At 62.5% G+C, this 24,567-nt stretch carries 21 protein-coding genes; 15 read left to right on the top strand and 6 right to left on the bottom strand.

Features of this window, described 5'->3' with window-relative positions; genetic code table 11:
• Positions 1-66 precede the first annotated feature (66 nt).
• The 10 genes from HWX91_RS10055 to HWX91_RS10010 all read left to right on the top strand — a co-directional run bounded on the left by HWX91_RS10055 (position 67) and on the right by HWX91_RS10010 (position 11,028).
• On the top strand, positions 67-1,392 hold the full coding sequence (locus tag HWX91_RS10055; RefSeq protein ID WP_028198261.1) for an MFS transporter: 1,326 nt from the start codon (positions 67-69) through the stop codon (positions 1,390-1,392).
• Positions 1,393-1,510: 118 nt separating this feature from the next.
• Positions 1,511-2,578 carry a LacI family DNA-binding transcriptional regulator gene (locus HWX91_RS10050; protein ID WP_028198260.1) on the top strand — a complete coding sequence of 356 codons (1,068 nt, stop codon included), beginning with the start codon at positions 1,511-1,513 and terminating at the stop codon, positions 2,576-2,578.
• A gap of 159 nt (positions 2,579-2,737) precedes the next feature.
• Positions 2,738-3,442: a FadR/GntR family transcriptional regulator gene (locus HWX91_RS10045; RefSeq protein WP_028198259.1), complete on the top strand. Its 705-nt coding sequence runs from the start codon at positions 2,738-2,740 to the stop codon at positions 3,440-3,442.
• Positions 3,443-3,510: 68 nt separating this feature from the next.
• The gene (gene ltnD / locus HWX91_RS10040) at positions 3,511-4,401 is read left to right on the top strand and encodes an L-threonate dehydrogenase (protein WP_028198258.1); all 891 of its coding nucleotides are present in this window, start codon (positions 3,511-3,513) and stop codon (positions 4,399-4,401) included.
• 14 nt (positions 4,402-4,415) lie between these two features.
• Entirely contained in the window at positions 4,416-5,726 is a 1,311-nt protein-coding gene (gene otnK / locus HWX91_RS10035) for a 3-oxo-tetronate kinase (protein WP_028198257.1), read from the top strand.
• Positions 5,723-6,385 (top strand): 3-oxo-tetronate 4-phosphate decarboxylase, encoded by a 663-nt coding sequence (otnC, locus tag HWX91_RS10030; RefSeq protein WP_028198256.1) that lies wholly within the window; start codon positions 5,723-5,725, stop codon positions 6,383-6,385. Before otnK ends, otnC begins: the two co-directional genes overlap by 4 nt.
• Before the next feature lie 86 nt (positions 6,386-6,471).
• Complete coding sequence (gene otnI / locus HWX91_RS10025) at positions 6,472-7,260, top strand: 2-oxo-tetronate isomerase (protein ID WP_028198255.1); 789 nt, start codon at positions 6,472-6,474, stop codon at positions 7,258-7,260.
• 24 nt (positions 7,261-7,284) lie between these two features.
• Positions 7,285-8,265, top strand: a complete 981-nt coding sequence (denD, locus tag HWX91_RS10020; protein ID WP_028198254.1) for a D-erythronate dehydrogenase — start codon at positions 7,285-7,287, stop codon at positions 8,263-8,265.
• A 432-nt stretch (positions 8,266-8,697) separates the two neighbouring features.
• Complete coding sequence (gene pcaF, locus HWX91_RS10015) at positions 8,698-9,900, top strand: 3-oxoadipyl-CoA thiolase (protein ID WP_028198253.1); 1,203 nt, start codon at positions 8,698-8,700, stop codon at positions 9,898-9,900.
• 555 nt (positions 9,901-10,455) lie between these two features.
• Positions 10,456-11,028, top strand: coding sequence for a hypothetical protein (locus tag HWX91_RS10010; RefSeq protein WP_028198252.1), 573 nt, complete (start codon positions 10,456-10,458; stop codon positions 11,026-11,028).
• Positions 11,029-11,124: 96 nt separating this feature from the next.
• Here HWX91_RS10010 and HWX91_RS10005 read toward each other — a convergent pair whose 3' ends face one another.
• Together HWX91_RS10005 and HWX91_RS10000 are read right to left on the bottom strand one after the other, a co-directional pair.
• Positions 11,125-11,505, bottom strand: coding sequence for a DUF2917 domain-containing protein (locus HWX91_RS10005; RefSeq protein ID WP_028198251.1), 381 nt, complete (start codon positions 11,503-11,505; stop codon positions 11,125-11,127).
• A 248-nt stretch (positions 11,506-11,753) separates the two neighbouring features.
• The gene (locus HWX91_RS10000; RefSeq protein WP_052660792.1) at positions 11,754-12,758 is read right to left on the bottom strand and encodes a DUF535 family protein; all 1,005 of its coding nucleotides are present in this window, start codon (positions 12,756-12,758) and stop codon (positions 11,754-11,756) included.
• 286 nt (positions 12,759-13,044) lie between these two features.
• Here HWX91_RS10000 and HWX91_RS09995 point away from each other — a divergent pair, with 286 nt between their 5' ends.
• The 3 genes from HWX91_RS09995 to HWX91_RS09985 all read left to right on the top strand — a co-directional run bounded on the left by HWX91_RS09995 (position 13,045) and on the right by HWX91_RS09985 (position 15,901).
• Complete coding sequence (locus HWX91_RS09995; RefSeq protein WP_028198250.1) at positions 13,045-13,749, top strand: response regulator; 705 nt, start codon at positions 13,045-13,047, stop codon at positions 13,747-13,749.
• Positions 13,750-13,931: 182 nt separating this feature from the next.
• Positions 13,932-14,717, top strand: coding sequence for an alpha/beta hydrolase (locus HWX91_RS09990; protein ID WP_042275883.1), 786 nt, complete (start codon positions 13,932-13,934; stop codon positions 14,715-14,717).
• 53 nt (positions 14,718-14,770) lie between these two features.
• Complete coding sequence (locus tag HWX91_RS09985; RefSeq protein ID WP_028198249.1) at positions 14,771-15,901, top strand: ATP-binding protein; 1,131 nt, start codon at positions 14,771-14,773, stop codon at positions 15,899-15,901.
• Between the two features lie 21 nt (positions 15,902-15,922).
• Here the strand turns inward: HWX91_RS09985 and HWX91_RS09980 are convergent, their stop codons facing one another.
• Both HWX91_RS09980 and HWX91_RS09975 read right to left on the bottom strand, forming a co-directional pair.
• Entirely contained in the window at positions 15,923-18,256 is a 2,334-nt protein-coding gene (locus tag HWX91_RS09980; protein ID WP_081833178.1) for a patatin-like phospholipase family protein, read from the bottom strand.
• Positions 18,257-18,435: 179 nt separating this feature from the next.
• Entirely contained in the window at positions 18,436-19,902 is a 1,467-nt protein-coding gene (locus HWX91_RS09975) for a metallophosphoesterase family protein (RefSeq protein WP_028198248.1), read from the bottom strand.
• A gap of 347 nt (positions 19,903-20,249) precedes the next feature.
• Between HWX91_RS09975 and HWX91_RS09970 the strand changes: the two genes are divergently transcribed.
• Both HWX91_RS09970 and HWX91_RS09965 read left to right on the top strand, forming a co-directional pair.
• Positions 20,250-21,233 (top strand): hypothetical protein, encoded by a 984-nt coding sequence (locus tag HWX91_RS09970; protein ID WP_028198247.1) that lies wholly within the window; start codon positions 20,250-20,252, stop codon positions 21,231-21,233.
• Complete coding sequence (locus tag HWX91_RS09965; RefSeq protein WP_244144035.1) at positions 21,230-21,625, top strand: hypothetical protein; 396 nt, start codon at positions 21,230-21,232, stop codon at positions 21,623-21,625. Before HWX91_RS09970 ends, HWX91_RS09965 begins: the two co-directional genes overlap by 4 nt.
• 99 nt (positions 21,626-21,724) lie before the next feature.
• Here HWX91_RS09965 and HWX91_RS09960 read toward each other — a convergent pair whose 3' ends face one another.
• A complete protein-coding gene (locus tag HWX91_RS09960) occupies positions 21,725-22,120 on the bottom strand; it encodes a hypothetical protein (RefSeq protein WP_028198246.1) in 396 nt (131 codons plus the stop codon).
• Between the two features lie 61 nt (positions 22,121-22,181).
• Complete coding sequence (locus HWX91_RS09955; protein ID WP_028198245.1) at positions 22,182-24,014, bottom strand: S10 family serine carboxypeptidase-like protein; 1,833 nt, start codon at positions 24,012-24,014, stop codon at positions 22,182-22,184.
• Between the last annotated feature and the right edge of the window lie 553 nt (positions 24,015-24,567).

Raw genomic sequence — 24,567 nt, 5'->3', positions numbered from 1 at the left:
GCTGACGCTGGTTCGAGCCGTCAAATAGCCATTGCTCGCGCGAACGGCGCGAGCGCAGGAGACATAGTGAATATCACGACACCGGCGATCGACGAATCGCGTCTGATCAATCGCCTGGCACTCCGTTTGATGCCGCTGCTCGGCGTGCTCTATCTCGTAGCCTATATCGACCGCTCCAATATCAGCTTTGCCAAGCTGCAGATGCTCGGCAGTCTCGGACTGTCCGAAGTCGCGTACGGGCTAGGCGCGTCGCTGTTTTTCATCGGCTATCTGTTGTTCGAAGTGCCGAGCAATGTGTTGCTGCACAAGTACGGCGCGCCTCGCTGGATGGCGCGCATCATGTTCACGTGGGGCATCGTCACGATACTTCTCGCGTTTACGCAGAACGCAACCATGTTTTACGTGCTGCGTTTCCTGCTCGGTGCGTCTGAAGCGGGTTTGTACCCGGGCGTGATTTACTACCTGACGTTATGGTTTCCGTCGCGGCATCGCGTGCGCATGCTCGGCTATTTCACCGTCGGCAGCAGTCTGGGCAACATGGTAGGCGCGCCGATTTGCGGCTGGCTGCTCGACAAGGGCGGCCTCGCGGGACTGCACGGCTGGCAGCTTGTGTTCATCGTGACGGGTCTGCCGTCGATTCTGCTGACCTTCATTGTGCTGCGCCTGCTGCCGGCTTCGCCGAAACAGGCTGCGTTTCTTTCCGCCGACGAAAAACAATGGCTCACCGATACGCTCGACGGGGAACGCGCGCAGATGAAGGCACGCTACGCCGGTCACGCCTCGTTGCTGAGCGTGTTGACCGAGCCGCGAGTGATCGGCATGGCGCTCTACTACATGATGCTGTCGATTTCCGTCTATGGCGTGAGCTACTGGCTGCCGACGCTGGTGAAAGGCTTCGGCGTCAGCAATACGACTAACGGCTTGCTGAACATCATTCCCTGGCTGATGGCGACTGTCGTGCTGGCGTGGCTGCCGTCGAAGCTGCGCGGCGGCAATCGCGCCATCGTCGCGATGCTTGTGTCCGCGTTGCTTGGCGTCGCGTGTTTCCTGAGCGCCGTGTTTCTGCCCACCAACACCCTGCGGTTTGCCGCGCTCTGCTTCGGCGCGCCATGCATGTATTTGCTGATCCCGTGTTTCTGGACGCTGCCGCCGAAGTTCCTGTTCGGCGCGCGTGCCGCGGCGGGCATCGCGGCGATCAATTCGCTGGGCAATATCGGTGGCTTCATTGCGCAGAATCTGGTGCCGTGGGTGCGTCAAACCACCGGCAGCGTGAAGACGCCGATGCTGATTCCGGCGACCTGTCTGCTGGTGTTTGCCGTCGTCACGTTGTTTATCCTGCGTCGTAATCGAGGCGGCTCCATCGCGCAAAGCCATCTGCCCGTGACCGAGTAGAACTGCTTTGGGTCCTTCCGGTCCAGTACGCCCGGCACGTTGGAGCGTTTCGCTGCGGACGCTCTATCGCGGTCTACAATACGCGCGAACCATCATCTAGCCACCTAGCCACCGAGCCATGCCGAATCACAAGCCTCCCGCCGCTGCCAGCCCCGAGATGACCGAGGCGGCGGCGCCAGCGAAACGCTTGCGTGGCGGCGCCAAGGGTCTGCGCATCACGGATGTCGCCGCGCAAGCGGGCGTCGCGCCGATTACGGTGTCGCGCGTTTTCAATAGCCCCGAAACGGTCGCGCCCGAGACGCTCGAACGCGTGCGGCAGGTCGTGCAGAAGCTCGGCTATGTACCCAATCGCCTTGCGGGCGGTTTGTCGTCGGCGCGTTCGCGGCTGATCGCGGCGATCGTGCCGACCATTTCCCATTCGCTGTTTTCCACCACGATCCAGGTGTTCAGCGAGACCATGTCGCGCGCGGGTTATCAGGTGTTGCTGGCCTTGAGCGGCTATAGCGATTCGAGCGAAGAGGCCTTGCTTGACGCGGTGCTGAGCCGGCGTCCGGAAGGTGTGTTGCTGACCGGTGTTGCCCATACGGATTCTTTGCGTGAACGCTTGCGCAATGTGGGCCTGCCGATCGTCGAAACCTGGGATATGACCGATACGCCGATCGACATGCTGGTCGGCTTTTCGCACTATCAGATCGGCGCCGCCGTGGCCGGGCACTTTCTGCAACGCAATGTGCGGACACCCGGCCTCGTGTCGGCGAACGACGAGCGCGCACGCGCTCGCCGCGACGGTTTTCGCGACCGGCTTGCACAGGCGGGCATTCACAACGTCGCCGAGGTGCTGGTGTTGCCGCCGAGCTCGGTTGCGCTCGGCAAAGCCGCACTGCCGACGCTGCTCGAACAGGCGCCGCAACTCGACGCGGTATTTTGCGGTTCCGATCTGCTGGCGCTCGGTGTGCTTGGCGCGAGCAAACAGCTCGGCTTGAGCGTGCCGTCGCAACTGTCGATCTGCGGTTTCGGCGACCTCGAATTCGCCGCCGAAACCACGCCGCAACTCACCACCGTGCGCGTGGACGGTACCCGCATCGGACTCACCGCCGCGCGCTGCCTGCTCGATCGTCTGGGCGGCGAGAGCAACGCCAGGGTGACCGACGTCGGTTTCCAGATCGTCGAGCGCGAAACGGTCTGATTCCGCCGCGCCACGGTGGCGGGCGAGACACCCGCGCGCCGGCCGCTTGGGCCATCGAGCCACTATCCATGATGGGCAGCGAACCGAGGGTTTGCATGGATGCCGCCAGGTTCGTAAATTTGTATGATGACCCGACAACATGATCTATCGGGACATCCCATGTTCGAGAAGATTCCTGTTCGCGCACTGAGCGATACCGTCGCGCAGCAGTTGCTCAGGCAGATCGACAAAGGCACTTTCGCGCGTGGCGGCAAGTTGCCGACCGAGGCGGTGCTGGCGCAGCAGTTCGGAGTGAGCCGCACGGTGATCCGTGAGGCGATTTCGCGGCTGAAGAACGAAGGCGTGGTCGAGCCACGCCAGGGCAGTGGCGTGTTCATCGCCGCGCACGGCGCGATCCGGCCGCTGCGCATCGACTATGCGGAAGCGGTTGAAGCAGGCTCGGTGCTGCAAATCCTCGCGCTGCGGCGGGCGATCGAGGCGGAGGTGGCGGCGGAAGCCGCTCTGCACCACAGCCACGCGGACCTGGTGTCGATCGATTCCGCCCTCGCGAAGATCGACGAAGCGGTGGCCGAAGGCGAGAACGGTGTCGCCGAAGATGTCGCGTTCCACCGCGCGATCGCCGTCGCCACCGGCAATCCGTATTTCCTCAAGACGCTCGTCTTCCTGAACCAGTACCTCGAAGCCGGCACCGTGGTGACGCGGCGCAACGAGGCGCTGCGCGACGATTTCTCGCGTCAGGTGCGTGAAGAGCACGCGGCTATCGTCGCGGCGATCCGGGCGGGCGATCCCGCGGCGGCGCGTAATGCTGCGAGCACCCATATGAACAATGCCGCACGGCGGCTTGCGGAAGCGGGTATCTGCTGAACCGAACTGAGGCACCCCGGACTGGGCTCTTGCGGGGTGCATAGGGCTAACCAGGTTAGAGGTCAAGCATGTCCAGAAACGTCGGCGTTATCGGTCTCGGAGCGATGGGTATGGGCGTCGCGCGCTCGCTGTTGCGCGCGGGCTTTCGGGTTCACGCGTGCGACCTGCGCAGCGAAATCCTGCAAGTGTTCGTTGCGGCAGGCGGTGTCGGCTGTGCGTCGCCGGCCGAGCTTGGCGCGCAATGCGAGGTGGTCGTCACGCTGGTCGTGAATGCCGCCCAAACCGAAGCGGTGCTGTTCGGCGCGCAAGGTGCGGTCGCCACGATGAAACCCGGCAGCGTGGTGATCGCGAGCGCGACAGTCGCACCGGACTTCGCGATCGCGCTCGGCAAGCGTATCGAAGCGGCTGGTTTGCAGATGCTCGACGCGCCGGTGTCCGGTGGCGCCGCACGCGCCGCATCCGGCGAAATGACGATGATGACGTCGGGCCCCGACACGGCCTATGCCGCATGCGAGGACGTGCTGGCCGCAATGGCCGCCAAGGTCTATCGGCTGGGTTCGGCGCACGGCGCGGGTTCGAAAGTGAAGATCATCAATCAGTTGCTGGCGGGTGTGCATATCGCCGCGGCCGCCGAGGCGATGGCGCTCGGTTTGCGCGAAGGGGTCGATCCCGATGCGCTGTACGAGGTCATCACGCATAGCGCGGGCAATTCGTGGATGTTCGAGAATCGCGTGCCGCATATTCTGAATGGCGATTACATGCCGCTCTCGGCAGTCGATATCTTTGTCAAGGATCTCGGTTTGGTGCTCGATACCGCGCGCGGCTCGAAGTTTCCTTTGCCTTTATCCGCGGCGGCGCATCAGATTTTCATGATGGCGTCGAGTGCAGGGTATGGTGGCGAAGACGATTCCGCGGTGATCAAGATTTTCCCCGGCATCGACTTGCCGGCGGCGAAGTAAGCGCGGAGTCTGCCATGGCCACTTCGCCCAGACGCGCGCTGCTCGGCTGCATCGCCGACGATTTCACCGGCGCCACTGATCTCGCCAACATGCTGGTGCGCGGCGGCATGCGCACGGTGCAGAGCATCGGCGTGCCCGCGTCGAACGATGTCGTTGAAGCCGACGCGCTGGTCGTCGCGCTGAAATCGCGCACGATTGCGCCCGCCGACGCCGTCGCGCAATCGCTCGCCGCATTGGACTGGCTGCGCGAGCAAGGGTGCCGCCAGTTCTTCTTCAAATACTGTTCGACGTTCGATTCGACCGACGCCGGCAATATCGGTCCGGTCACGGATGCGTTGCTCGATACGCTGTCCAGCGAGTCCGGCGCAACGGCTTTCACGATTGCCTGCCCGGCGTTTCCCGAGAATGGCCGCACGATTTATCGCGGCTATCTGTTTGTCGGCGATACATTGCTGAACGAGTCAGGGATGGAGAACCATCCGCTCACGCCGATGCGCGATGCGAATCTCGTGCGCGTGCTGCAAAGGCAAACCGGCTCGAAAGTCGGCCTCGTGCGTTACGACACCGTAGCCAAAGGCGTGTCGGCAATACGCGAATGTTTCGGCGCATTGCGCAGCGACGGTGTGCGCATGGTGATCGCCGATGCGGTATCGGATGCCGATCTTCACGTACTCGGCGAGGCATGCGCCGACCTGACGCTGATCACGGGCGGCTCCGGTATAGCGCTAGGTCTGCCCGGCAACTTTCGTCGCGCCGGCCTGCTCGCCGAACGCGGCGATGCCGCGCAATTGCCGAGCGTCGAAGGATTGTCGGCGGTGCTGGCCGGCAGCGCCTCCAAAGCGACCAATGCGCAAGTGGCGGCCTGGCGCGAGAGACGGCCGGCGTTCCGCATCGATCCGCTTGCGGCGGCGCGCGGTGAAGCGGTGGTCGACCAGGCGCTGGCCTTCGCGCAGCCGTATCTGGATAAAGACGAACCTGTGCTGATCTACGCGACTGCCACGCCCGACGAAGTCAAAGCGGTGCAGCGTGAACTCGGTATCAACGAAGCGGGGCACCTGGTGGAATCCACGTTGGCGTCGATCGCGCGTGGTTTGCGCGAGCGCGGCGTGCGCAAGTTCGTGGTGGCGGGCGGCGAAACCTCGGGTGCCGTGGTGCAGGCACTCGACGTGCGCACGTTGCGGATCGGCGCGCAGATCGATCCGGGTGTGCCGGCCACGGCAACGACGGATGCCGAGCCGCTCGCGCTCGCCTTGAAATCGGGCAACTTCGGCACAGTCGACTTTTTCGAAAAGGCGCTGCGCCACCTCGATGGAGCCACGCCATGACCGGCACACCCGCACTTCATACGACGAACGAAGCACGCGTGCGCGAAGAAATCTGCGTGACCGGTGCGAGTCTCTATCAGCGCGGCTATACGGTGGGCAGCGCGGGGAACATCAGCGCGCGCCTTGACGACGGCTGGTTGATCACGCCGACGGATGCCTGCCTCGGCCGGCTCGATCCGGCCGATATCGCCAAGGTCGATTTGCACGGTAACGCGGTATCCGGCGGCAAACCGTCGAAAACGCTTGCGCTGCATCGGAGCATCTATGCACGCAACGATGAAACGCGCGGCATCGTCCATACGCATTCGACGCATCTGCTTGCCTTGACGCTCGCCGGCGTCTGGCACGACAACGATGTTCTGCCGCCGATCACCCCGTACTACGTGATGAAAGTGGGCCACGTCCCGCTGATCCGTTACCGACGACCCGGCGACCCGCAAGTGGCCGAGCAGATCGCCGCGCTCGCGGGCACGGTTCGCGCGGTCCTGCTCGAGCGGCTCGGTCCGGTGGTGTGGGAGCGCTCAGTGGCGCATGCATCGTATGCGCTTGAAGAGCTCGAAGAGACCGCGCGTCTCTGGCTGATGACCAACCCACGCCCCGCGCCGCTCGACGAGGCGGCGCTTGAAGAACTTCGGAAGGTGTTCGGCGCGCGCTGGTAGATGCCAATTGGGGCAATCCCGGCGCTCACGTCCCGTCCATTGAATGCTTCCGCACCGATCCAAACCGTTACCAGGGAGTTTCCGCCATGCCTCGTTTCGCCGCCAACCTGACCATGATGTACAACGAGCACGCGTTTCTTGACCGTTTCGCCGCTGCGGCAAAAGACGGCTTCAACGCCGTGGAGTTTCTGTTTCCCTATGATTTTCGTGCCGGCGACATCAAGGCGCGGCTCGAGTCGAACGGTCTGAATCAGGCGCTCTTCAATGCGCCGCCCGGCGATTGGGCGGCAGGCGAACGCGGCATTGCATCGCTGCCGGGCCGCGAAGACGAATTTCGCCGCAGCATCGAAACCGCGCTCGATTACACGCGTGTGCTCGGCAATCGCAAGCTGCATGTGATGGCCGGATTGATTGGTGCGGATCAACCGCGCGCGCGGCATCGCGAGGTGTATCTGAAGAATCTCGCCTATGCCGCCAAGGCCGCGCAGGGGGACGGCATCACCGTCGTGATCGAGCCGATCAATACGCGCGATATGCCCGGCTTCTTTCTGAACCGTCAGGACGACGCGCAGGCAATTTGCGCTGAAGTGGGCGCGCCGAATCTCAAGGTGCAGTTCGACTGTTACCACTGCCAGATCGTTGAAGGCGACCTGGCAGTGAAGCTCAAACGCGATATGGGAGGCATTGGCCATATTCAGATTGCGGGCGTGCCGGAACGCCATGAGCCCGATACAGGCGAACTGAATTATCCGTATCTGTTCGATCTGATCGACACGTTGGGCTATGACGGCTACATCGGTTGCGAATACCGGCCGCGTGCCGGCACGTCGGCGGGACTCGGCTGGCTCGCGCCATATCTGAACGTCGCGCGTTGATAAGAACTGAGGACGGAGCCCATCATGAAAGTACTGATTACCGGCGGTGCTGGTTTTCTTGGCCAGCGTCTCGCGCGTGAACTGTTGACGCGCGGCGTCGTGAAAGACGAGCGCGGCCGGCCACAAGCGATTACCGAGCTGGTGCTGCTCGACGTGGTGCACGGAAGCGATTTCGGTGACCCGCGCGTGCGTTCGGAAGTGGGCGATATCGCCGAGCGCGGCGTGCTCGATCGCGTGATCGATAACAGTACCGCGGCAATTTTCCATCTTGCGGCGATCGTCAGCGGACAGGCCGAAGCGGATTTCGATCTCGGCATGCGTATCAATCTGGACGCATCGCGCTTGCTGCTGGAAACCTGCCGGCAGCGCGGGCACACGCCACGGGTGGTGTTCACGAGTTCGGTGGCCGTGTATGGCGGCGATCTGCCCGAGGTCGTGCAGAACGATACCGCGCTGAATCCGCAATCGTCGTACGGCGCGCAGAAGGCGATCGCGGAGTTGTTGCTCAACGATTACACGCGGCGGGGTTTCGTCGACGGCCGGGTGCTGCGGCTGCCTACCATCAGCGTGCGACCGGGCAAGCCGAACGCGGCGGCGTCGTCGTTCGCGAGCGGCATTGTTCGCGAGCCGCTGAACGGCGAAACCGCAGTGTGCCCTGTTGCGGGCTCGACGCGCGTGTGGCTGTTGTCGCCGCGCAAAGCGATCGAAAGTCTGATCGCCGGGCTCGAGCTTGATTCCGCCGCGCTCGGCAACCAGCGCGCGCTGAATTTGCCGGGCATTTCGGTGAGCGTCGACGAAATGGTGGCAGCGCTGCGCGACGTGGCGGGCGAAGAGGTTGCGGGGCGGATCGTATGGGCGCCGGATGCGCGGGTGGAGAAGATTGTCGGCAGTTGGCCGGGCCAGTGGGACGCCTCGCGCGCCGAACGGCTTGGCTTGAGCGGGGACCGCAGTTTCGCCGATGTGATTCGCAGTTATATCGCCGACGAGGGTATTTCGATCCGCTAGTACGCTAATAACGGCCTGTGCCGGGGGCGCTGTTGCAAGGGCGAGAGCACCGTAGGCCGCAGAATGATTCAAAACCGCGTGCAGGCCGGCGCAAGGGCACTTTTCCCGGCGCGGGCACGTCAATCTTCATATCCATACGCCCCCGCGTATTCCCTGGTCCGGAGCCGGCTTTGCTTGACATGGTTTCCGCGACACGCCTATCATCGCAGCTAGTTGTTCGATATATGACCGTGTGTTCGTATATAGAACAAATGACCGCCACTCCCGGCTCATCGTTTACTATCCTGCGCTAAGCTGAATTGATACGACGGCTGCCATGCGGCCGTTTCCCATTGCACTCGCCGGGCCGATGCTGCGGAGCAGCCGGCTCGTGCTGCTGGCGGACATCCGTTGGCGGCACAGCGCACGCAGCACATCAACTGGAGACATCACATGACCGAAGCATTCCTGTGCGACGCGATTCGCACCCCGATCGGCCGCTATGCGGGTTCGCTGTCGTCGGTTCGCGCCGACGATCTGGGCGCGGTGCCGCTCAAGGCGCTGATGGAGCGCAATAAAGACGTCGACTGGAGCGCGATCGACGACGTGATCTACGGCTGCGCGAACCAGGCCGGTGAAGACAATCGCAACGTCGCGCGCATGTCGCTATTGCTGGCCGGTTTGCCGCAAGATGTGCCGGGCTCCACGGTAAACCGCCTGTGCGGTTCGGGCATGGACGCCGTGGGCATTGCCGCGCGCGCGATCAAATCGGGCGAGGCCGCGTTGATGCTGGCCGGCGGTGTCGAAAGCATGAGCCGCGCGCCGTTCGTGATGGGCAAGGCAAGCAGCGCGTTTTCGCGTCAGGCCGATATCTTCGATACGACGATCGGCTGGCGTTTCGTGAACCCGCTCATGAAGCAGATGTACGGCGTCGACTCGATGCCCGAGACCGGCGAAAACGTCGCGACCGACTACAAGATCAGCCGTGCCGATCAGGATGCATTTGCGCTGCGCAGCCAGCAGAAAGCCGCGCGCGCGCAGCGTGACGGCACGCTCGCGCAGGAAATCGTCGGCGTGACGATCGCGCAGAAGAAGGGCGATCCGATTACCGTACTGCAGGACGAACACCCGCGCGAAACCAGTCTTGAAGCGCTCGCCAAGCTGAAAGGCGTGGTGCGTCCCGACGGCACGGTCACGGCCGGCAATGCGTCGGGCGTGAACGACGGCGCGGCGGCTTTGCTGCTGGCGAACGAAGCAACCGCGAAGCGTTTTGGCCTTACGCCGCGTGCACGCGTGCTGGGTATCGCCACGGCCGGCGTTGCGCCGCGCGTGATGGGCATCGGCCCGGCGCCGGCCACGCAGAAGTTGCTGGCGCGCCTGAACATGACCATCGACCAGTTCGACGTCATCGAACTGAATGAAGCGTTTGCCTCGCAAGGTATTGCCGTGCTGCGCGCGCTCGGCGTCGCGGATGACGACGCACGCGTGAATCCGAACGGCGGCGCGATCGCGCTCGGCCACCCGCTCGGCATGAGCGGCGCGCGCCTCGTGACCACTGCGATGTATCAACTGCATCGCACGCAGGGCCGTTTCGCGCTGTGCACGATGTGTATCGGCGTCGGTCAAGGTATCGCGATCGCTATCGAGCGCGTGTAACGGTCTGGCATCGGCGCAGCGGTGCAGCGACGTCTGTAGCGTCGAGGCTGCGCGTATAACATCTTGCAGCCACACCATGAACAGCCCCTTTGCTCACGCAAAGGGGCTGTTTTATTTCTGCCCTCGGTTTGGACGCACCGGTAATTGAATGTGTGTTTAATCGTCGTTAATGGCCGATTCAGATTGCATCGTGACGAATGCCGTCGATGAAAATAATAATGACCGGTCCCCTCGCCATGCAGTATGCGTTTAATGCTGTGTGCATATTGTGCATTCTCGCCGTATAGGGATGGCAGGCGAGATTGAAGCGCTGCTGTCAACCGGTTGAGACCGCGGCGAGGCCGTGCTGCGGGATTTCGCATCATGCTGTTCGCTGATTTGAAAATCGCAATATAAACGACCGAAGCTTCTTGTAAGGCATGTACAATCATCGCCCTGCACCGCTTTAATAAGTGAACGCCTGAAGCTGGATGCATTCGTGGCGTTAATCGGCATCCTGGGGTTTCAGATCGCCATGGCGCCAGATTGAACAATTTATCGAGGAGCGCGTAAATGATGAAGGCAGCGACGATTGGAGCAGCATTGATGGTGGCGGCTTTCGCCGCCGCGCAACCGGCGTGGGCGCAGGACGCGATGGCGAGTGCCGCGCAAGGCATCGTCAGCGAGGTGCAACCGGTGCATCTGAAGGCGCAGATCGTGGGTATCGATCCGGGCACCCGCACACTCACGCTCAAAGGGCCGGCCGGCAACGTGGTAGTCGTGCTGGTGAGCCAGCAGGTCGCCGGTTTCGATCAGCTGCAGATCGGCGACCGGGTCGATGTCCTGTACAAGAATGCGTTGCTGGTGAAGGCGGATAAGGTCATCGGCGCGGACAAGGGTATTCGTGCGCGCGTCGATACGCAGGTGTATGCGCCGGCCTCGGGCGGCTTTGCATCCGCGCGCCAGGTCGAAGTGCTGGCCACCGTGCAGAAGATCGATCACAAGAAGCGCCTCGTCACGCTGCGCGGCGCCTATCAGACGCAAACGCTCGAGGTCGGACCTGACGTCGATCTGAAGGGCGTCAAGGTTGGCGATACGATCCACGCGGTATTCGTTTCGGCGGCGGCCGTGCAGGTGACGCCGCAGTAACTGGCTAGGCATGGCAATCGGCAAACACCCCTCGTTGCAGGGGTGTTTGCTTTTCCACGGTACGAAAGTTCGATCATCGAGTCGTCTCGGGACACGCTATCGAGCCGCCGGCGCCTCCAGTCCCAATCCTGCAAGCCATCCCAGCCAACGTCTCACGAAACCACGTTTGGCCGGCAGCGCGCAACTCAACGACGCACGCGCGCCGCGTTCGCTATCCGTGCTAAGCCACACACGTTCGCCGCGGCGCAGCCGGAACTCATTGCCCGGTTCGAGCCAATGATCGTAGGGCGAGTTGACGCGCGTGAGCCATACGCGCGCGCCTTGCACACTGAGTGTGCTGTCGGCGTCGACACGCCATGTCAGCGTGGCGCCTGGTGCTACGGAAAAATGTAGTACGACCTTGGGAAGACCCTCGTTGTGTCGACACGCCGACCGACTTGAGTCGTCATCCATGCATTGCGGGCTTGCCTGATCCATCTTGCTCTCCGTCATCGAGCCGGCGGACGGAGCACCCATAAAACAAAAGGCCCCTTCCGTTACCGGCGGGGCCTTTGGGTCCTTGTTTGCAGATTCAGACTGCTAACGCGCACGTGCTCCCAAATGCCTGCCGACGATGGCATGCATTGTTCGATTTTTAATCGCGACGGGGAGGGAGGTGTGCGTCAACATGAGATCGAGTGTGCCGTTTTGCCGCAGGTCTTGTCAATAAAAAAATCGCAATGAATTCAGGCGATAAAGCGAGGCGCGCGGAGTCGATCCGTTGTGCTTGCGGTGACGCTGCGACGAATCTGGGCGGCGAGGGTGCTTCGCAATGCATAACGCTTGCGCCGGGTCGCGTTGCCGGTATCGTCACCTTGACGCTCGGCCAGGTAGCGCGCCGGCGGTGCGAGGACGAACCAGCCGTTCCAGCGCGCGAGCGCGCCGCATTCCATCGACAGGCGATCGTAGTCGGCGGCCACACGACGCTTTTTCAGGCAGTAACGCCAGTTGGCGTAGATGTGTGCCTGCCTGGAGACGATGAAGGTGCCGCCTGCATCGAGCGCTGCGGCGACACATTGCGCGAGGTAGACCACCAGCACTTTCGGCCGCAGTCCATACCAGCGCTTGGTGAGCGCGCGAAACAGCTCGCGGCCGTTGACCGACGTGTCCGGCCCCTGCACGGAGCCGATGCAAAGACGTGGCCGCCGTACTTTGCCGCCGAGATAGGCGAGACTGAACGTGCAGGAAACAATGCGCCTGTCGCGCGCATCGCGGATGCACAGGGTCCAGTCGCCTTCCTTCTGGAATTGTTCAATCGACTCGAGCGACACATACCAGCGCTCGGCGCCCACCCCGAACGATGCGATCGTCGCCGAGCCGACCGCGGCGATCCGCGCGGCGAGTTGCGGCACGCGTTGCTGCGTCAGTGCCTGGTGATCGAGGCTCGCCATCAGGCGCTCGCGCGGGCTGAAGCGGGTATGGAGGAACGGCCGGTGCATGCGCTCAAGCGCGGTGGGGTGACGTTTCACCAGATCGTGCAAGGGCGAAATGGCGCAGCGTTTGAGCCATATTTGCGTGGAGCGCCACGATATCAGCGAGCGCAGCCATAGGCGCACGCGTCGCCAGCGATGAAACAGGCTGGTGCCGGGGTAGAGTGAATGGGCGGCTTGCTGGATGACCGCGAAGGAGGCAACGGCGCGCGTGAACCACGGCGAGCGGGTGCGGCTTCCATCGTTCGAGACAGTCGACATGGCAAATCCTTTGGCTACTTCAACGGAGCGGATGCTAGTCGCGCGGGTTACGTGTCCGTGTCGAATTACTTGTGCGTTTGTCGAGTTTTGTTTAGCGTGTCGCAAGATGTGCGGCGCATCAGCTATGCTGTGCGTCGAGCCGGCTCGTGCGGCCGTTGCCGGCCGGTCCGCGCTGTGCGGATAGGTATCCGGCGCGTCACAGTCGCTTGCTGGCCGTGCACCGCGCTATGCCGCAGCCGCCGCTGCCCGCCGCTACTGAAACAACTAGCCCTGAACGATTCGTCCCATGCCATTCCGGATTCTGCTTGTCGAAGACGATGACCGCCTGTCGGCGCTGGTCGCGGGTTACCTGCGCAAACACGACTACGAGGTCGAGACGGTGCTGCACGGTAACGACGCCGTGCCGGCCATTTTCAAGCGCCGCCCGGACCTGGTGATTCTCGACGTGAACCTGCCTGGCAAGGACGGCTTTCAGATTTGCCGCGAGGCGCGCGAGCAATTCGACGGCGTGATCATCATGGTGACTGCGCGCGACGAGCAGTTCGACGAAGTGCTGGGCCTCGAATTCGGCGCGGACGATTACGTGCATAAGCCGGTCGAACCACGCGTGCTGCTGGCGCGCATCAAGGCGCAACTGCGCCGCGTGACCACGCGGCCGGTGGAGAACGCTCAACCCGAGAGCTACACCTTCGGCAAGTTCGAGATCAGCCGGGCCAGCCGCACGGTCAAGCTGCCGGACGGCAGCCTGCCCGATCTGACCTCGGCAGAGTTCGACTTGCTCTGGGCACTGGTGAGTTGCGCGGGCGAAGTGGTGAGCCGCGACGAATTGATGCGGCAGCTGCGCGGTATCGAATTCGACGGCCTCGACCGCACGATCGACGGCGGCATTTCCAAGCTGCGCCGCAAACTGCACGACGACTCCGGTACTCCGCAGCGCATCAAAACGGTCCGCGGCAAGGGCTATCAGTTCAGCAAGCTGGCGTGGGACTGAAGGCGTTTGCTGTAGCCGGCACTGAGGGGCAGCCGGGGTCAAAAGTGAGTGGGCATTGAGTTTCGATTGAGTAATACGTCGAAAAATCGGCCGACAAAACTCCACAAATGCGGTAGCAAATCGACAGTCATGCAAGGCGCGGATGATTAGGATCGCAGGCTTGTGCAACCACAGGCTTAGTGATGTCCGCTCGCGTTTCCCCACTCTCCGGCCATGCCGTGTTGATGATTCACGGTTTGGGTGGCACGCGCCATGATTTTGGCGCGCTCGACCGCAAGTTCGAGCAGATCGGTTACGACGTGCATTTGCCGTCGCTGCCGGGCCACGGCTCGAACCCAGACGCATTGAGCCGGGTGACGCTGAGCGACTACATGCAGTTGCTGAGCCACACATACCGCGAGCTGATAGCGCGTTACGAGCGTGTGGACGTCGCGGGCATTTCGATGGGCGCATTGCTCGCATTGATGTTGAGTGCGCGCGAGCGCATGACGACGGGGCGCCTGATTCTGCTGTCGCCGCCGTTATTCCTCGACGGCTGGGGCGGTTCGCGTCTGCGTCCGCTGCGCTATCTGATGTACTGCGTGCCGGGGCTGCGTCATCTGATTCGCGTTCCGGAGGGCGAGCCGTTCGGCATCAAGAACGCGCGTATTCGCAACCTGATCCGTCGCCATGTGCAGAAGGGCAGCGGCGTTCACTATCCGTACGTGCCGCTGTCGGCGATCGAGCAGGTCGACTGGATGCGCTTCGCGGTGAAGCGGGCGCTGGGCCGCGTAACGTGCGAAACCCTGGTGATGCATTCGGAGGAAGACGAGGTGACGAGCATCCGTTCCGCGGAATTCGTATGCGAGAATCTGGGGAGCCGCTCGGTGACCCTCGTGCGCTTGACCGACAGCTATCACATGATCACACTGGACAACGAACGTGAAAGGGTAGCGGAGCAAACTCTGGCATTTGTGCAGAGGGTCTAGCAGCGCTCCGGATAGACCACAACCGCATCAAAAGAAGCGAAGAGAAGAAAGAAATGCCACCTGCTGCGGAGCAAAAGAAACTCAGCCCCTATCGCTACGTCAGGTGGCGCTTACACCGTTTCCGCCGCTCGTGGACGGACACGCGGGCAGACCGGATTCCGAGCTGGTCGAGACTGTACCTGCGCGTCTACCTGCGCCTGCTAACGCTAACAGCGCTAGTGCTGTTGGCATCGATCACCACCCTGAGCCTCGCGCTTAAAACATCGCCGTCGATCTGGCAAACGCTGGCAACGGCACAGGCGTCGATACCCATTGCATTGGTCACGCTGTTGCTGCCGGCAATAACCGCCTACCGCTGGATGCGTCCGGTCTGGCTGGACCTGGTGATGGTCCGCGAACGCGCAATCGACTTCACCGGCGGCCGCTTCAACACCCGTGCCCGCGAATCGCATAGCGTGATAATCGGGCCTTTGGCGCGTACGCTGAACGCGCTGGCCGAACGCATGGAACGCCTGATCGCCGCGCAGCGCGAACTCACCAACGGCATCTCCCATGAACTGCGCACGCCTCTCGCCCGCGTGCGCTTCGCGCTGGAGAACCTTCGCGAACCCGCTTCCGCGGCCGAATACAACAGCGCATTGGCAAGCATCGGCCAGGATGTCACCGAACTCGACGAGCTCATCGACATGAGCCTGACCTACGCGCGCCTCGAATACAGCTCGCTGCAATCGAACCTCGAATCGACCGCGCTTGCGGCATGGTTCGACAGCCAGATCACCGATGCCACGTTGCTGTACGCGGACAAGCAACTGATCGCGCAAACCGGGGTCGACCCGTCGCTCCGCGTTGTCATGGATAAGCGCCTCATGTCTTACGCAATGCGAAACTTGCTGCGCAACGCGAGTAAGTACGCGCAGTCGCGAATCATGGTCGGCCTGAGCGTCAGGCACGGCAACGTGGAAATCTACGTGGAAGACGACGGCACAGGCGTGCCGCCCGACCAGCGGGCGCGCATTTTCGATGCCTTCGTGCGGCTCGATCGCCAGACCGGCGGCTATGGTCTCGGTCTGGCTATTACGCAACAGGTGCTGCGCGCCCACCACGGCCGCATTGCCGTCACCGATCCCGTGACGCTCGGCGGCGCGCGCTTCGAAATGAGCTGGCCGGTGGGGACCGTGGCGTGAAATGCGCTGTTCCGGGCAGCGTCAATAGGTATGGCCCAACTGGAAGTAGAAGTTATGGCGGCCGCTTGGCGCGAATGCTATACCCAGATATATCGGTCCGAAGGAGCTGGTCAACGCGGTGAAAATCGTTACGCTGCGCTTCAGCGGTCCGCTGCCGAATTCGGAATCGCGGTTCCAGACGTTGCCGGCTTCAATGCTCAGCCCCGCAAACAGGCCGCGAATCGGCGACGCGTTGAAGACAGCGAGCTGATTCATGTACGTGACCTGGCCGTACAGCATGGAATTGCCGGACAGTTGGTCGGCGGCATAGGCCGACAGATGCTGGAAGCCGCCTAGCGTGAAGCCGAACGGATTGGTCAGGTTGGTGCCGCCGAAGTCGTTGCCCGCTTCTATGCTCGCGTTGATGCTGTGCCGCCCATAACTGGCCGCGACGATGCTTTTGCCATATACCTCGGTGAAGCTGTCGCTGCCCGCGAACAACGAACGTTCCACGCGTAGTTCGCCGAAATAACCTTTGCGGGCAAACAGCGGATCGTCGAGCTGATCGATCACGAGACGTGCGCGCGCGCTGAGCTGCCGCCCGTAAATATCGGGGAACAGCAGCGGCGGGTTAGGCGTACCGTCGTCCAGCGGCAAATTGTATTGCGGCGAAGCGAAGCCGTGCGCGTACGCTACGCCGATCCGGAAGTCGCCGAGACGCGCAAGCGGTATGCCGAAGTCGAGCCCGGCGCGCTCGGTCTGCAACAGGTATTGCGTAACCTTGATGTTGCCTGAATCGTCGTAGAGGTTGGCGTAGCGGCGCTGAAACTCGACATAGGGCGCGACGTAATAGCCGAATGAAGTGGACAACGGTTGCCGCAACTCGGCGTGCAGGTCGATCAGGTCGCTGCCGACGGTCCCGTCCACGCGTCCTTCGAGCCCGGACGAAGTGAGCCACGGCCGGCGATAACCGAGATGCAGCCGGAAGCCGCCTTCGTCTGTCGAGCTACTCGATAGACCGAGTCCGAACAGCAGGAAATTCGGCCCCCATTGCTTCTGCTGCGCGGAGATGACGAGTTTATGGTCGTCGCCGTCGTCGACGAGTTGCTGGCTCACGCTGGCGAAGTCGCCCGTGTTGGAGAGCGCCAGCAAGTCCTTGTTGAGCGCACTCGGGTCGTACACGTCGCCGGGTTTGACATGCAACGCATTGCGAATGCGTGACTCGGGCACCGCGCCTTGCGACGCAATCTCGATCTGCGTGATCCGTACCGGACGCATGGCCGGCGCACCATGCCGGGCGCGCCACGCGGCGTAGTCGGCGGGCGAGAGCGCCAGATGCTCAAGCTGCGGCAGCACCGCGCGCGTGGCGGCGGCGCCGGCCGCGATCGCCTGGCTCGCGTTGGCGAAATCGGTAAAGCTCAGCGAGCCGAGCGCCGGTTCGATCACGACGTCACCGGGTTGCAACTGTTCACGTTGGCGCGCAACGTTCTGGTGAATCAGGATGCCGATCATCTGTTGCATCACGTCGGCGGGCGAAGCCAGCGCATCCAGCGGCCGCAGCGGTGAGCCGATATCGACGGCGATCACGACGTTCGCCCCCATGCCGCGCGCCGTTTCGATCGGCAGATTGCTGACAATGCCACCGTCCACCAGCGTGCGCCCGTCGATATCGGCCGGCGCGAACAGGCCAGGCAATGCCATGCTGGCGCGAATCGCCTGCGGCAGCGAACCGTGATCGAGCACGACCTTCTGGCCGGTGCGCAGATCGGTGGCGATCGCCCGATAGGGGATGGGCAAGCGGTCGAACGATACGTTGCCCGGCACGGCGGAGGTCCAGTCCTGCAACAGGGCCTGCAGGCGATTGCCCTGGACAAGCCCGACCGGCAAACGGAAACCATTGGCGCCGTAGCCGAGCGACAGGCTATTCACATACAGCCGCTCGTCCTCGCGGCGCGATTGCGGCAGATCGGCGCGTTCGGTGATATCGAATGCGATGTCGGCGAGATTGATCCCCGCGAGGCGGTTTTGCATGTCCTGCGCCGTCATGCCGCTCGCGTACAGGCCGCCGACCACCGAGCCCATGCTGGTGCCGGCGATGCAATCGACCGGAATGCGGTTTTCCTCGAGTACCTTCAGCACGCCGAGGTGGGCATAGCCTCGCGCGCCGCCGCCGGACAGCACGAGACCAACGGAGGGGCGGCCGGCCGGCCCGCCTTGGGCGCCGCAGGCGGATTCGGCTGCCTGAGCGGGACGTGCGAAGGCGGCGACCCCGCACGCCAGTAGCACCACAGTGCAGCGCAAACGAAGAACGATAGGGCGGCGGCGCCTGCGTGCCCCCGTTTGTAGTAGTTGTGCCCTCGCCAACGCTCGACTCATCTGTTTTCGTTCTGGAAGAAAACCGAGAGATTACATGGTTTTGCCCCGGCAAAAACAGGTGATCCGGTGTAAACGCAGGTTTGCGAAAAATCGTAGTCGCAACGCGCCCGGAGGCAATTATCGGCGCGGGCGTCCGGACGAGGAGGAGCGGCGCCGGGCCCCGGCGCGAGATTCCGCCGCTAGCGCCGCACCAAAGCACGCACGGCTCGTGCCGCCTTCGGGTGCCCCATGTCCGGCGCAACGAAATGCGCCACCTGGCGCGAGGCGAGGTCGACCGTCACGTAGTCGTTTGGCGCTTTCGTGTTGAGACCGTCGGACGCCGAGTGATACTCGATCCGCAACTGCGCTGCGGTGACGACAATGCGCAGATAACCGTAATTGGTGTCGTCGTAGTTTTCGAGGACGACCTGGTCCGTAGTGGCCGACGCCGCCTGCATGATCTGCGGCGCGCGGATGGCGGCCGCCCCTTGCGCGGCGAGCTTGATCAGTCCGTGTCCGCCGTTGCCGCATACCAGGTAGGGAATCTGCGTGCCGTCCGCATTTCGTGTACGGGTAAAGCGCTGATAATTGTGGGCGTGACCGGAAAGAAACGCATGTGGCCACACGCCGTTGGCTTCGCAGATTTTGTCGATCTGCGCCAGCATGTCGACGCTCGATCCGTGGCCACCCGCGCTATACGGCGGATGATGATTCGCGATCAGCAGTGCGCCGCTGAATTTCTCGGCCTTGACGCGCTTGAGCGCGGCGTCGAGAAAGTCGAGCTGCGTAGTCCCGATCCTCGGGTCCGCAATGACGCCGGGATCTTCGAGCGTGTTGCTGTAAATCACCAGCACGCGCAGGAACGGCGCCTCGAACGTGAAGAATACGCCCGGCTGGATTTGCGCCGTGCGCGACAAGCCGCCGGCTTCGGGTGTCACGGCGAAGCTCTCCGCGCAAAAATTTCGCAGATACGCGGTGAGACTGGCGGCGTGCGCCTCGGGCGACACCATGCCGTCGTGGTTGCCGGCGCAGGCGAGGATCGGCGCCGGATAGTTCCGATACGGTTCGTAAAACTGATCGTAGTAGTACTGGCCTTCGCCGAAGTTATAGACCACGTCGCCGAGCAGCAACGCGAATTGCGGCACCTCGCTGGCACTGGCTTCATTGAAGTCGGCGGTCAATTTGTCGGCCACTTCGTTCTGGGTGGCCGGGCCCTTCGTGCTGCCACAATCTCCCAGCGCATGAAACACCAGTTGTCCGGCGGCTGTGATTCTGTCGATGGCGGTTGCATTGCCGCCCATGACGTCAGCGAGCGTGAGCTGGGGCTCTACGCCGCCTCTGGGTGCGGGAAAGGGCAACGGAAACAGCTTGTGCTCCGCATTGAGTAAGTCGATTTCCTTGTAGGCCGCGTCGTCCGATGGATGGGGCACGCGAAATACCGTTGGATCGGCGGTTGGTTGAGGCTGTGCGAATACGGGCCTGTCCAGCATCCGTGGCCGGAGCGCTGTGGCGGCGGCAGTTTCCGCCGGCTGCTTCGTGCCGCTGGCGAGTGCGGCGGCTTTTTTGCCGGATGCCGCGGTTTTGCTGGACGACTGTCGTTTGCCTTCTGCTTTCGCCGTGCTTTCTTTTGCCTTGGCTTTGGACTTCGACTCGCGTTTTGTCGACATGAGCGCCTCTTGAAGAGTAAGCGGGTGACAGGTCGGCGGTTTGCGCCGGTCTATCCATCGAACCCTACGACACGCGTTTTGCGGAAAAGTGTCAGGCGGTGTCGAACAGGGGCGCCGCGCTCTTCGACGCTGCACGCGACATGCGGCGGGACTGGCCGCAAGCAAGTTATGTCGCGCGATGTCACGGCCTGTTCGAACCGCCCGAAAAGCCTTGTCCCGTGGGCCTCTGCCGCGGTGAAACGGGGTGACATATCTTCGCTGCTGATTAAGTCCGCGGGTCCTTCTATAGTCCGTTTGTCGCCACGCCGCAGTGCGCAAAAGTGGCCCGAAATCAGGAAGGACTTTCCATGAAAAACTGCTCGTTCATCGTTCCGGCCAGCGCCGCATCCCGGGCCCTCGTGACGACCGCCGCATCCGCACGCCGCGCGCTGCGCAAGCTTGCGCTCAGTGCAGCCGTGGCCGTACTCGCGCTCGGCAGCGGGTCGGCCTTTGCCTGGTCGCAGCATGGCACCGCCTACACATCACGCGGCACTTATAACGGTGCGCGTTACGGCTCATGCGGCGGTGGCAGTTGTTCGCATGCCGGCGGCGTGGCCGGCCCCTACGGCGGTTTGGCGACCAACACGGGCACGGTGACCCGAACCGCCCCAGGCCAGTTCTCGAATTCAGGCACGGCGACCGGACGTTACGGCAACCAGGTCCAGCATGCCGGCGACACCAATTGCGCGGGCGGCACCTGTTCGCATACCGGCAGCCTTACCGGACCGGACGGCAAAACCGCCACTACATCCGGCGATGTGAGCAGAACGGCGCCAGGCCAGTATTCGTCGTCCGGATCGATTACGGGCTCGAACGGCAACACGGTCAACCATTCGGCGTCCACCAACTGCGCCGGCGCTTCATGCTCACGTTCGGGCACGGTGACCGGGTCCGACGGCGGCACAGTGAATCACTCCGGCACGGCCACGCGTGTTGCGCCGGGTGTCGTGACGACGTCGACTAGCGCGACGGGCACACGCGGCAACACGGTGACGACAAGCGGGACCGTGGTGACCACAGGTGTGGTCGCGACGGGCAGCACGACGGTCGTGGTGGCACCGAAGCCGGTTGCCGTCGTACCGCCTCCGGCTGTAGTTGTACCGCCGCCGGCTGTGGTCGTACCGCCTCCGGTTGTGTATGTGCCGCCGCCTCCGGTGGTTTATGCACCGCCGCCCCCGCCAGCCGTATATGTTGCGCCGCGCGTTGTTTATGTGGCGCCCGTGCCGCGTCCGGTTGTGTGGGTGCCGGGGCACTGGGTGGGTAACATCTGGGTGCCGGCCCACTGGTCATGAGTGAAAACCTGCGAGCGGGAGCCGGCGGCGAGGCCGGGCGTCCCGGTCCGCCGTGGATGAGCGGGCAGGCAAACGCGCGCACGCCCCGGTCACGTTTCAACGCGCTACACAGGTGGACGTTTTGCAAGGTGGCCACGCTGGCAGCGATGATCGTGGCGATGAGTGTGGCGATTGCAGTAGGAGAGGACGCAGCTCGCACTGAAACGTATAGCGCGCATCGAGCGATTGAACATCGACAGGATTGTTCGACGAGATACGCGGCATTGCTCGATCTTGCCGAATTGGCGAGACGCGACGGCAAGTCGTCCGAGATCGTGGTGCGCGGGTTGAGCGATCGCGGCGGCGTAATGAGTGAATGTTTGCCGGCCGGCAAGCGCGCCGGGGCGGGGTAGGCGCGCGAATGGCGCAACGGCCATTCGCGCTTGTCAGAAGGGCTGTTTCAGCCAGGAACAGCCCCGACTCATAGCCACTGACTCGTGGCGGTTTATTGGCTATTGGCGGCCCTGCTGTTGAAGATACTGTCTGACGTCGCTCAGGCTCACACTCCCCTTGTGGCTTGAATCGATCTGGTCGAAGTGCTTGGCGACATAGCCGAGCCCCGCGGCCTGGGCCTGGGTTTTCGTGACCGCCGCGCCATTGCTAAGGGCCGTATTTGCGCCCAGCCGCGCTTCGAGCCGTTGCTGGGCTTCCTGCTGCAGGGCCGTACCGGTCGACGGCGCGACCGGCGCTACACGGTTTTGAGGAAAGAAGGGCCCGTCGACACCTCTCGCTCCGCTTGGCGGTGTGGCTGGCGCCACCGCTTGCGGCGGTAACGCGTGCGCGCTGCCAATCAGGCATCCGAGGACGAGTAACGGGGACACACGCCGCAACATATCGAAAAGGGACATGATGACTCGCATTGATTGAGTGAATAGAGTATCGCGAACGAGGCGCATCGCGTCAGTTCAGTCAGGGTGCCGTGGCTTGCGCTGTAGCGGTCGCGGTCGGCTGACTGGCGGGACTCTCGTCGCGCCACGGCGGGGGCAGCGTCCAGAGCGCGAGCGCATCCGGAATCGGCGTACCCCGATAGAAGCGCACCAGATCCCGTTTCATTCGCGGCCGGGCGACGTCGTCCAGATAGATCATATGCCCACCCTGGAAGAAGTTGACCTGTAAGTCCGGTTTCAGGCCGGGCACCGTTTGCAGCCGCGCCAGTTGTTTCTCGGTATTCAGGAACGGTGTGGCGAGATCATGAAAACCGTTTTCCGCCAGCACCTTGAGTTGCGGGTTGAGCGTCAGCGCACCCAGCAGATCGGGGATCGTGTCGGGCAGGGGTTGCCCGTCATGCGAGAAGTCCCACACGTTGATGATGTTGTCGTTCAGCGGCAAGTAAGTCGCGTTCGGCGCGGTATATCCCAGGTAGTCGGGCATCTGCGTCGCCAGCGCCGTAGTGAACGGCTGGGAGATCAGGATGTCGGATGGGTCCCCATCGTTTTGCAGACGCGGATCCGAATTCGGCAATGACACGCGTCCGTCGTAGCGGCCGATTGTCGTGCCGGGCAGGAGGCTTGTCGAGAACGGGTTCGCGCCGAAGTAACCCTGCAGCGCCTGGGTGGTCAAACCGGATGGGAGGGTCCACGCCTGAAGCGTCTGAGCACTGGGAAACACTGGCGTACCGAGCGCATCCGGTATGCCGAGTTGACTGAGCACCCACGATTGCGAATACCGCCTGAACTGGTTGTACGCAGCCGTGACGAACAGGCTGGTCTGGAGTGCGTACAGATCCTGATTGAGCGGCGCCGGCGACACCTGGTTGTAGTAGGCAGCGACTTCCGCGTAGCCGGGGAAATACCCCGCCAACGTATCCGTATCCAACGCCAGTGCGCTCGTCGAGTCGGTAATGGCGACAGCCTCGATCGCATCCGCGAAATAGTTCAGGATTGACGACTGCAGGACGATGCCCGTCAGATGCACGCCGGCCGATTCGAGCGCCAGTGCGAGCATGTCGGTGCGAGGCGTGCCGTAAGACTCGCCATACAGATAGATCGGCGAACTGCTGCGGCTGTTGACCATCAGATAGCGCTGGATGAAGTCACGCATGATGTTGACGTCTGCGTCGGTCGTCCAGAACTTCTGGTTCGTATTCGGCAGAATCGCCTCCGAGAGACCTGTTCCGGGCGGATCGATGAAGACCATATCGGTGGTGTCGATCAGGCTGTCCTTATTGTCGACGATCGGATAGTTCGGCCAGTTCCCGAACAGCGGGTCGGGCGTCGCGACCCGCGTCGGCGCGAACGAGCCGAGCCGCAGCCAGATCGAAGCGGAGCCGGGGCCACCGTTGTAGACAAACGTGACGGGCCGCGGCGAGCCGTTGGTACTCGGTGCGGTGTATGCGACATAGGACATCGTGGCTTCGGGGTTGCCACTTGCATCGGAGGCCGTCAGATGGCCGGTGGTCGTGGTGTAGTTAATCGGCGTTTTGCCTAACTTCCACTGGTAGTGCATGATCGCAGCCTTCTCAGAGGCCTGAGCCGGCGCGAGGCCATCTGTGGCGTTGCCTGAATAGGCGACCGGATCGATATAGGTTTGATTGGCTCTCGATGCTTGCGCGGCGGCCTGTTCGGGGGTGAGTTGCTGATTCGCTGCAGTCTGCTGCATGCTCACAGCCGTGCCTGAGGAAGAGCCGCCGTCTCCTCCGCCGCAGCCTCCGAGAAGGATGATTGCGACCGCTAAGGTTCCCATGGCCGGCAGCCTGCCTTGACGATAATGGCGATGGCCGGTAAAACGCTCGTCTCGTTTCATCTCTATCCTTGGTGGTGGGTTCAGATACCGTTTCACAAAGGCCGCTCGCGCCGGAAAGAAATATATCGGAGTTCGAAATATTGACGGTGAATCATTGGCGTACAGCGGTTGAGACCAACATGCTTCAAAGCGCATAGATCTGTGTCTCTATGCCGTATGCGTAGAATAACTAAATATCTGGATTAGATATTCCGATGCTTTGGGGGATGTGTTTCCTTAATCGGATATTCGTATATTGGCGGCAGAAGAAAAATAGGTGACGCGGCCGGAGTTTGTCAAGGAGCTGCCGAATTTCCGTAACTACAACTTCGGAAAGTTGCACCTCAATGCGCGCGTGAGTCAATCCGCCTATGGGCGGAGCTGGTTTGAGTTAATCAGCTATTTATTACGAAATTAAATGTTTTTGTTTGTTAATCGTAATAATTAAATTTCCAGGCCCGCCTGATCCCGTTGCAGAAAAATCGTCCCCGCGACGGGATTAAAAACGTAAGCAGGGATCGGCTTGACACCAGGCTGCGCCTCAAGCTGTTGTGCAGGGTCGACACCCAGGCTT

Origin of the sequence: Paraburkholderia fungorum (assembly GCF_902833645.1) — a bacterium.
GTDB classification, from domain to species: domain Bacteria; phylum Pseudomonadota; class Gammaproteobacteria; order Burkholderiales; family Burkholderiaceae; genus Paraburkholderia; species Paraburkholderia fungorum.
This window is presented reverse-complemented; position numbering and strand designations above follow the sequence as displayed.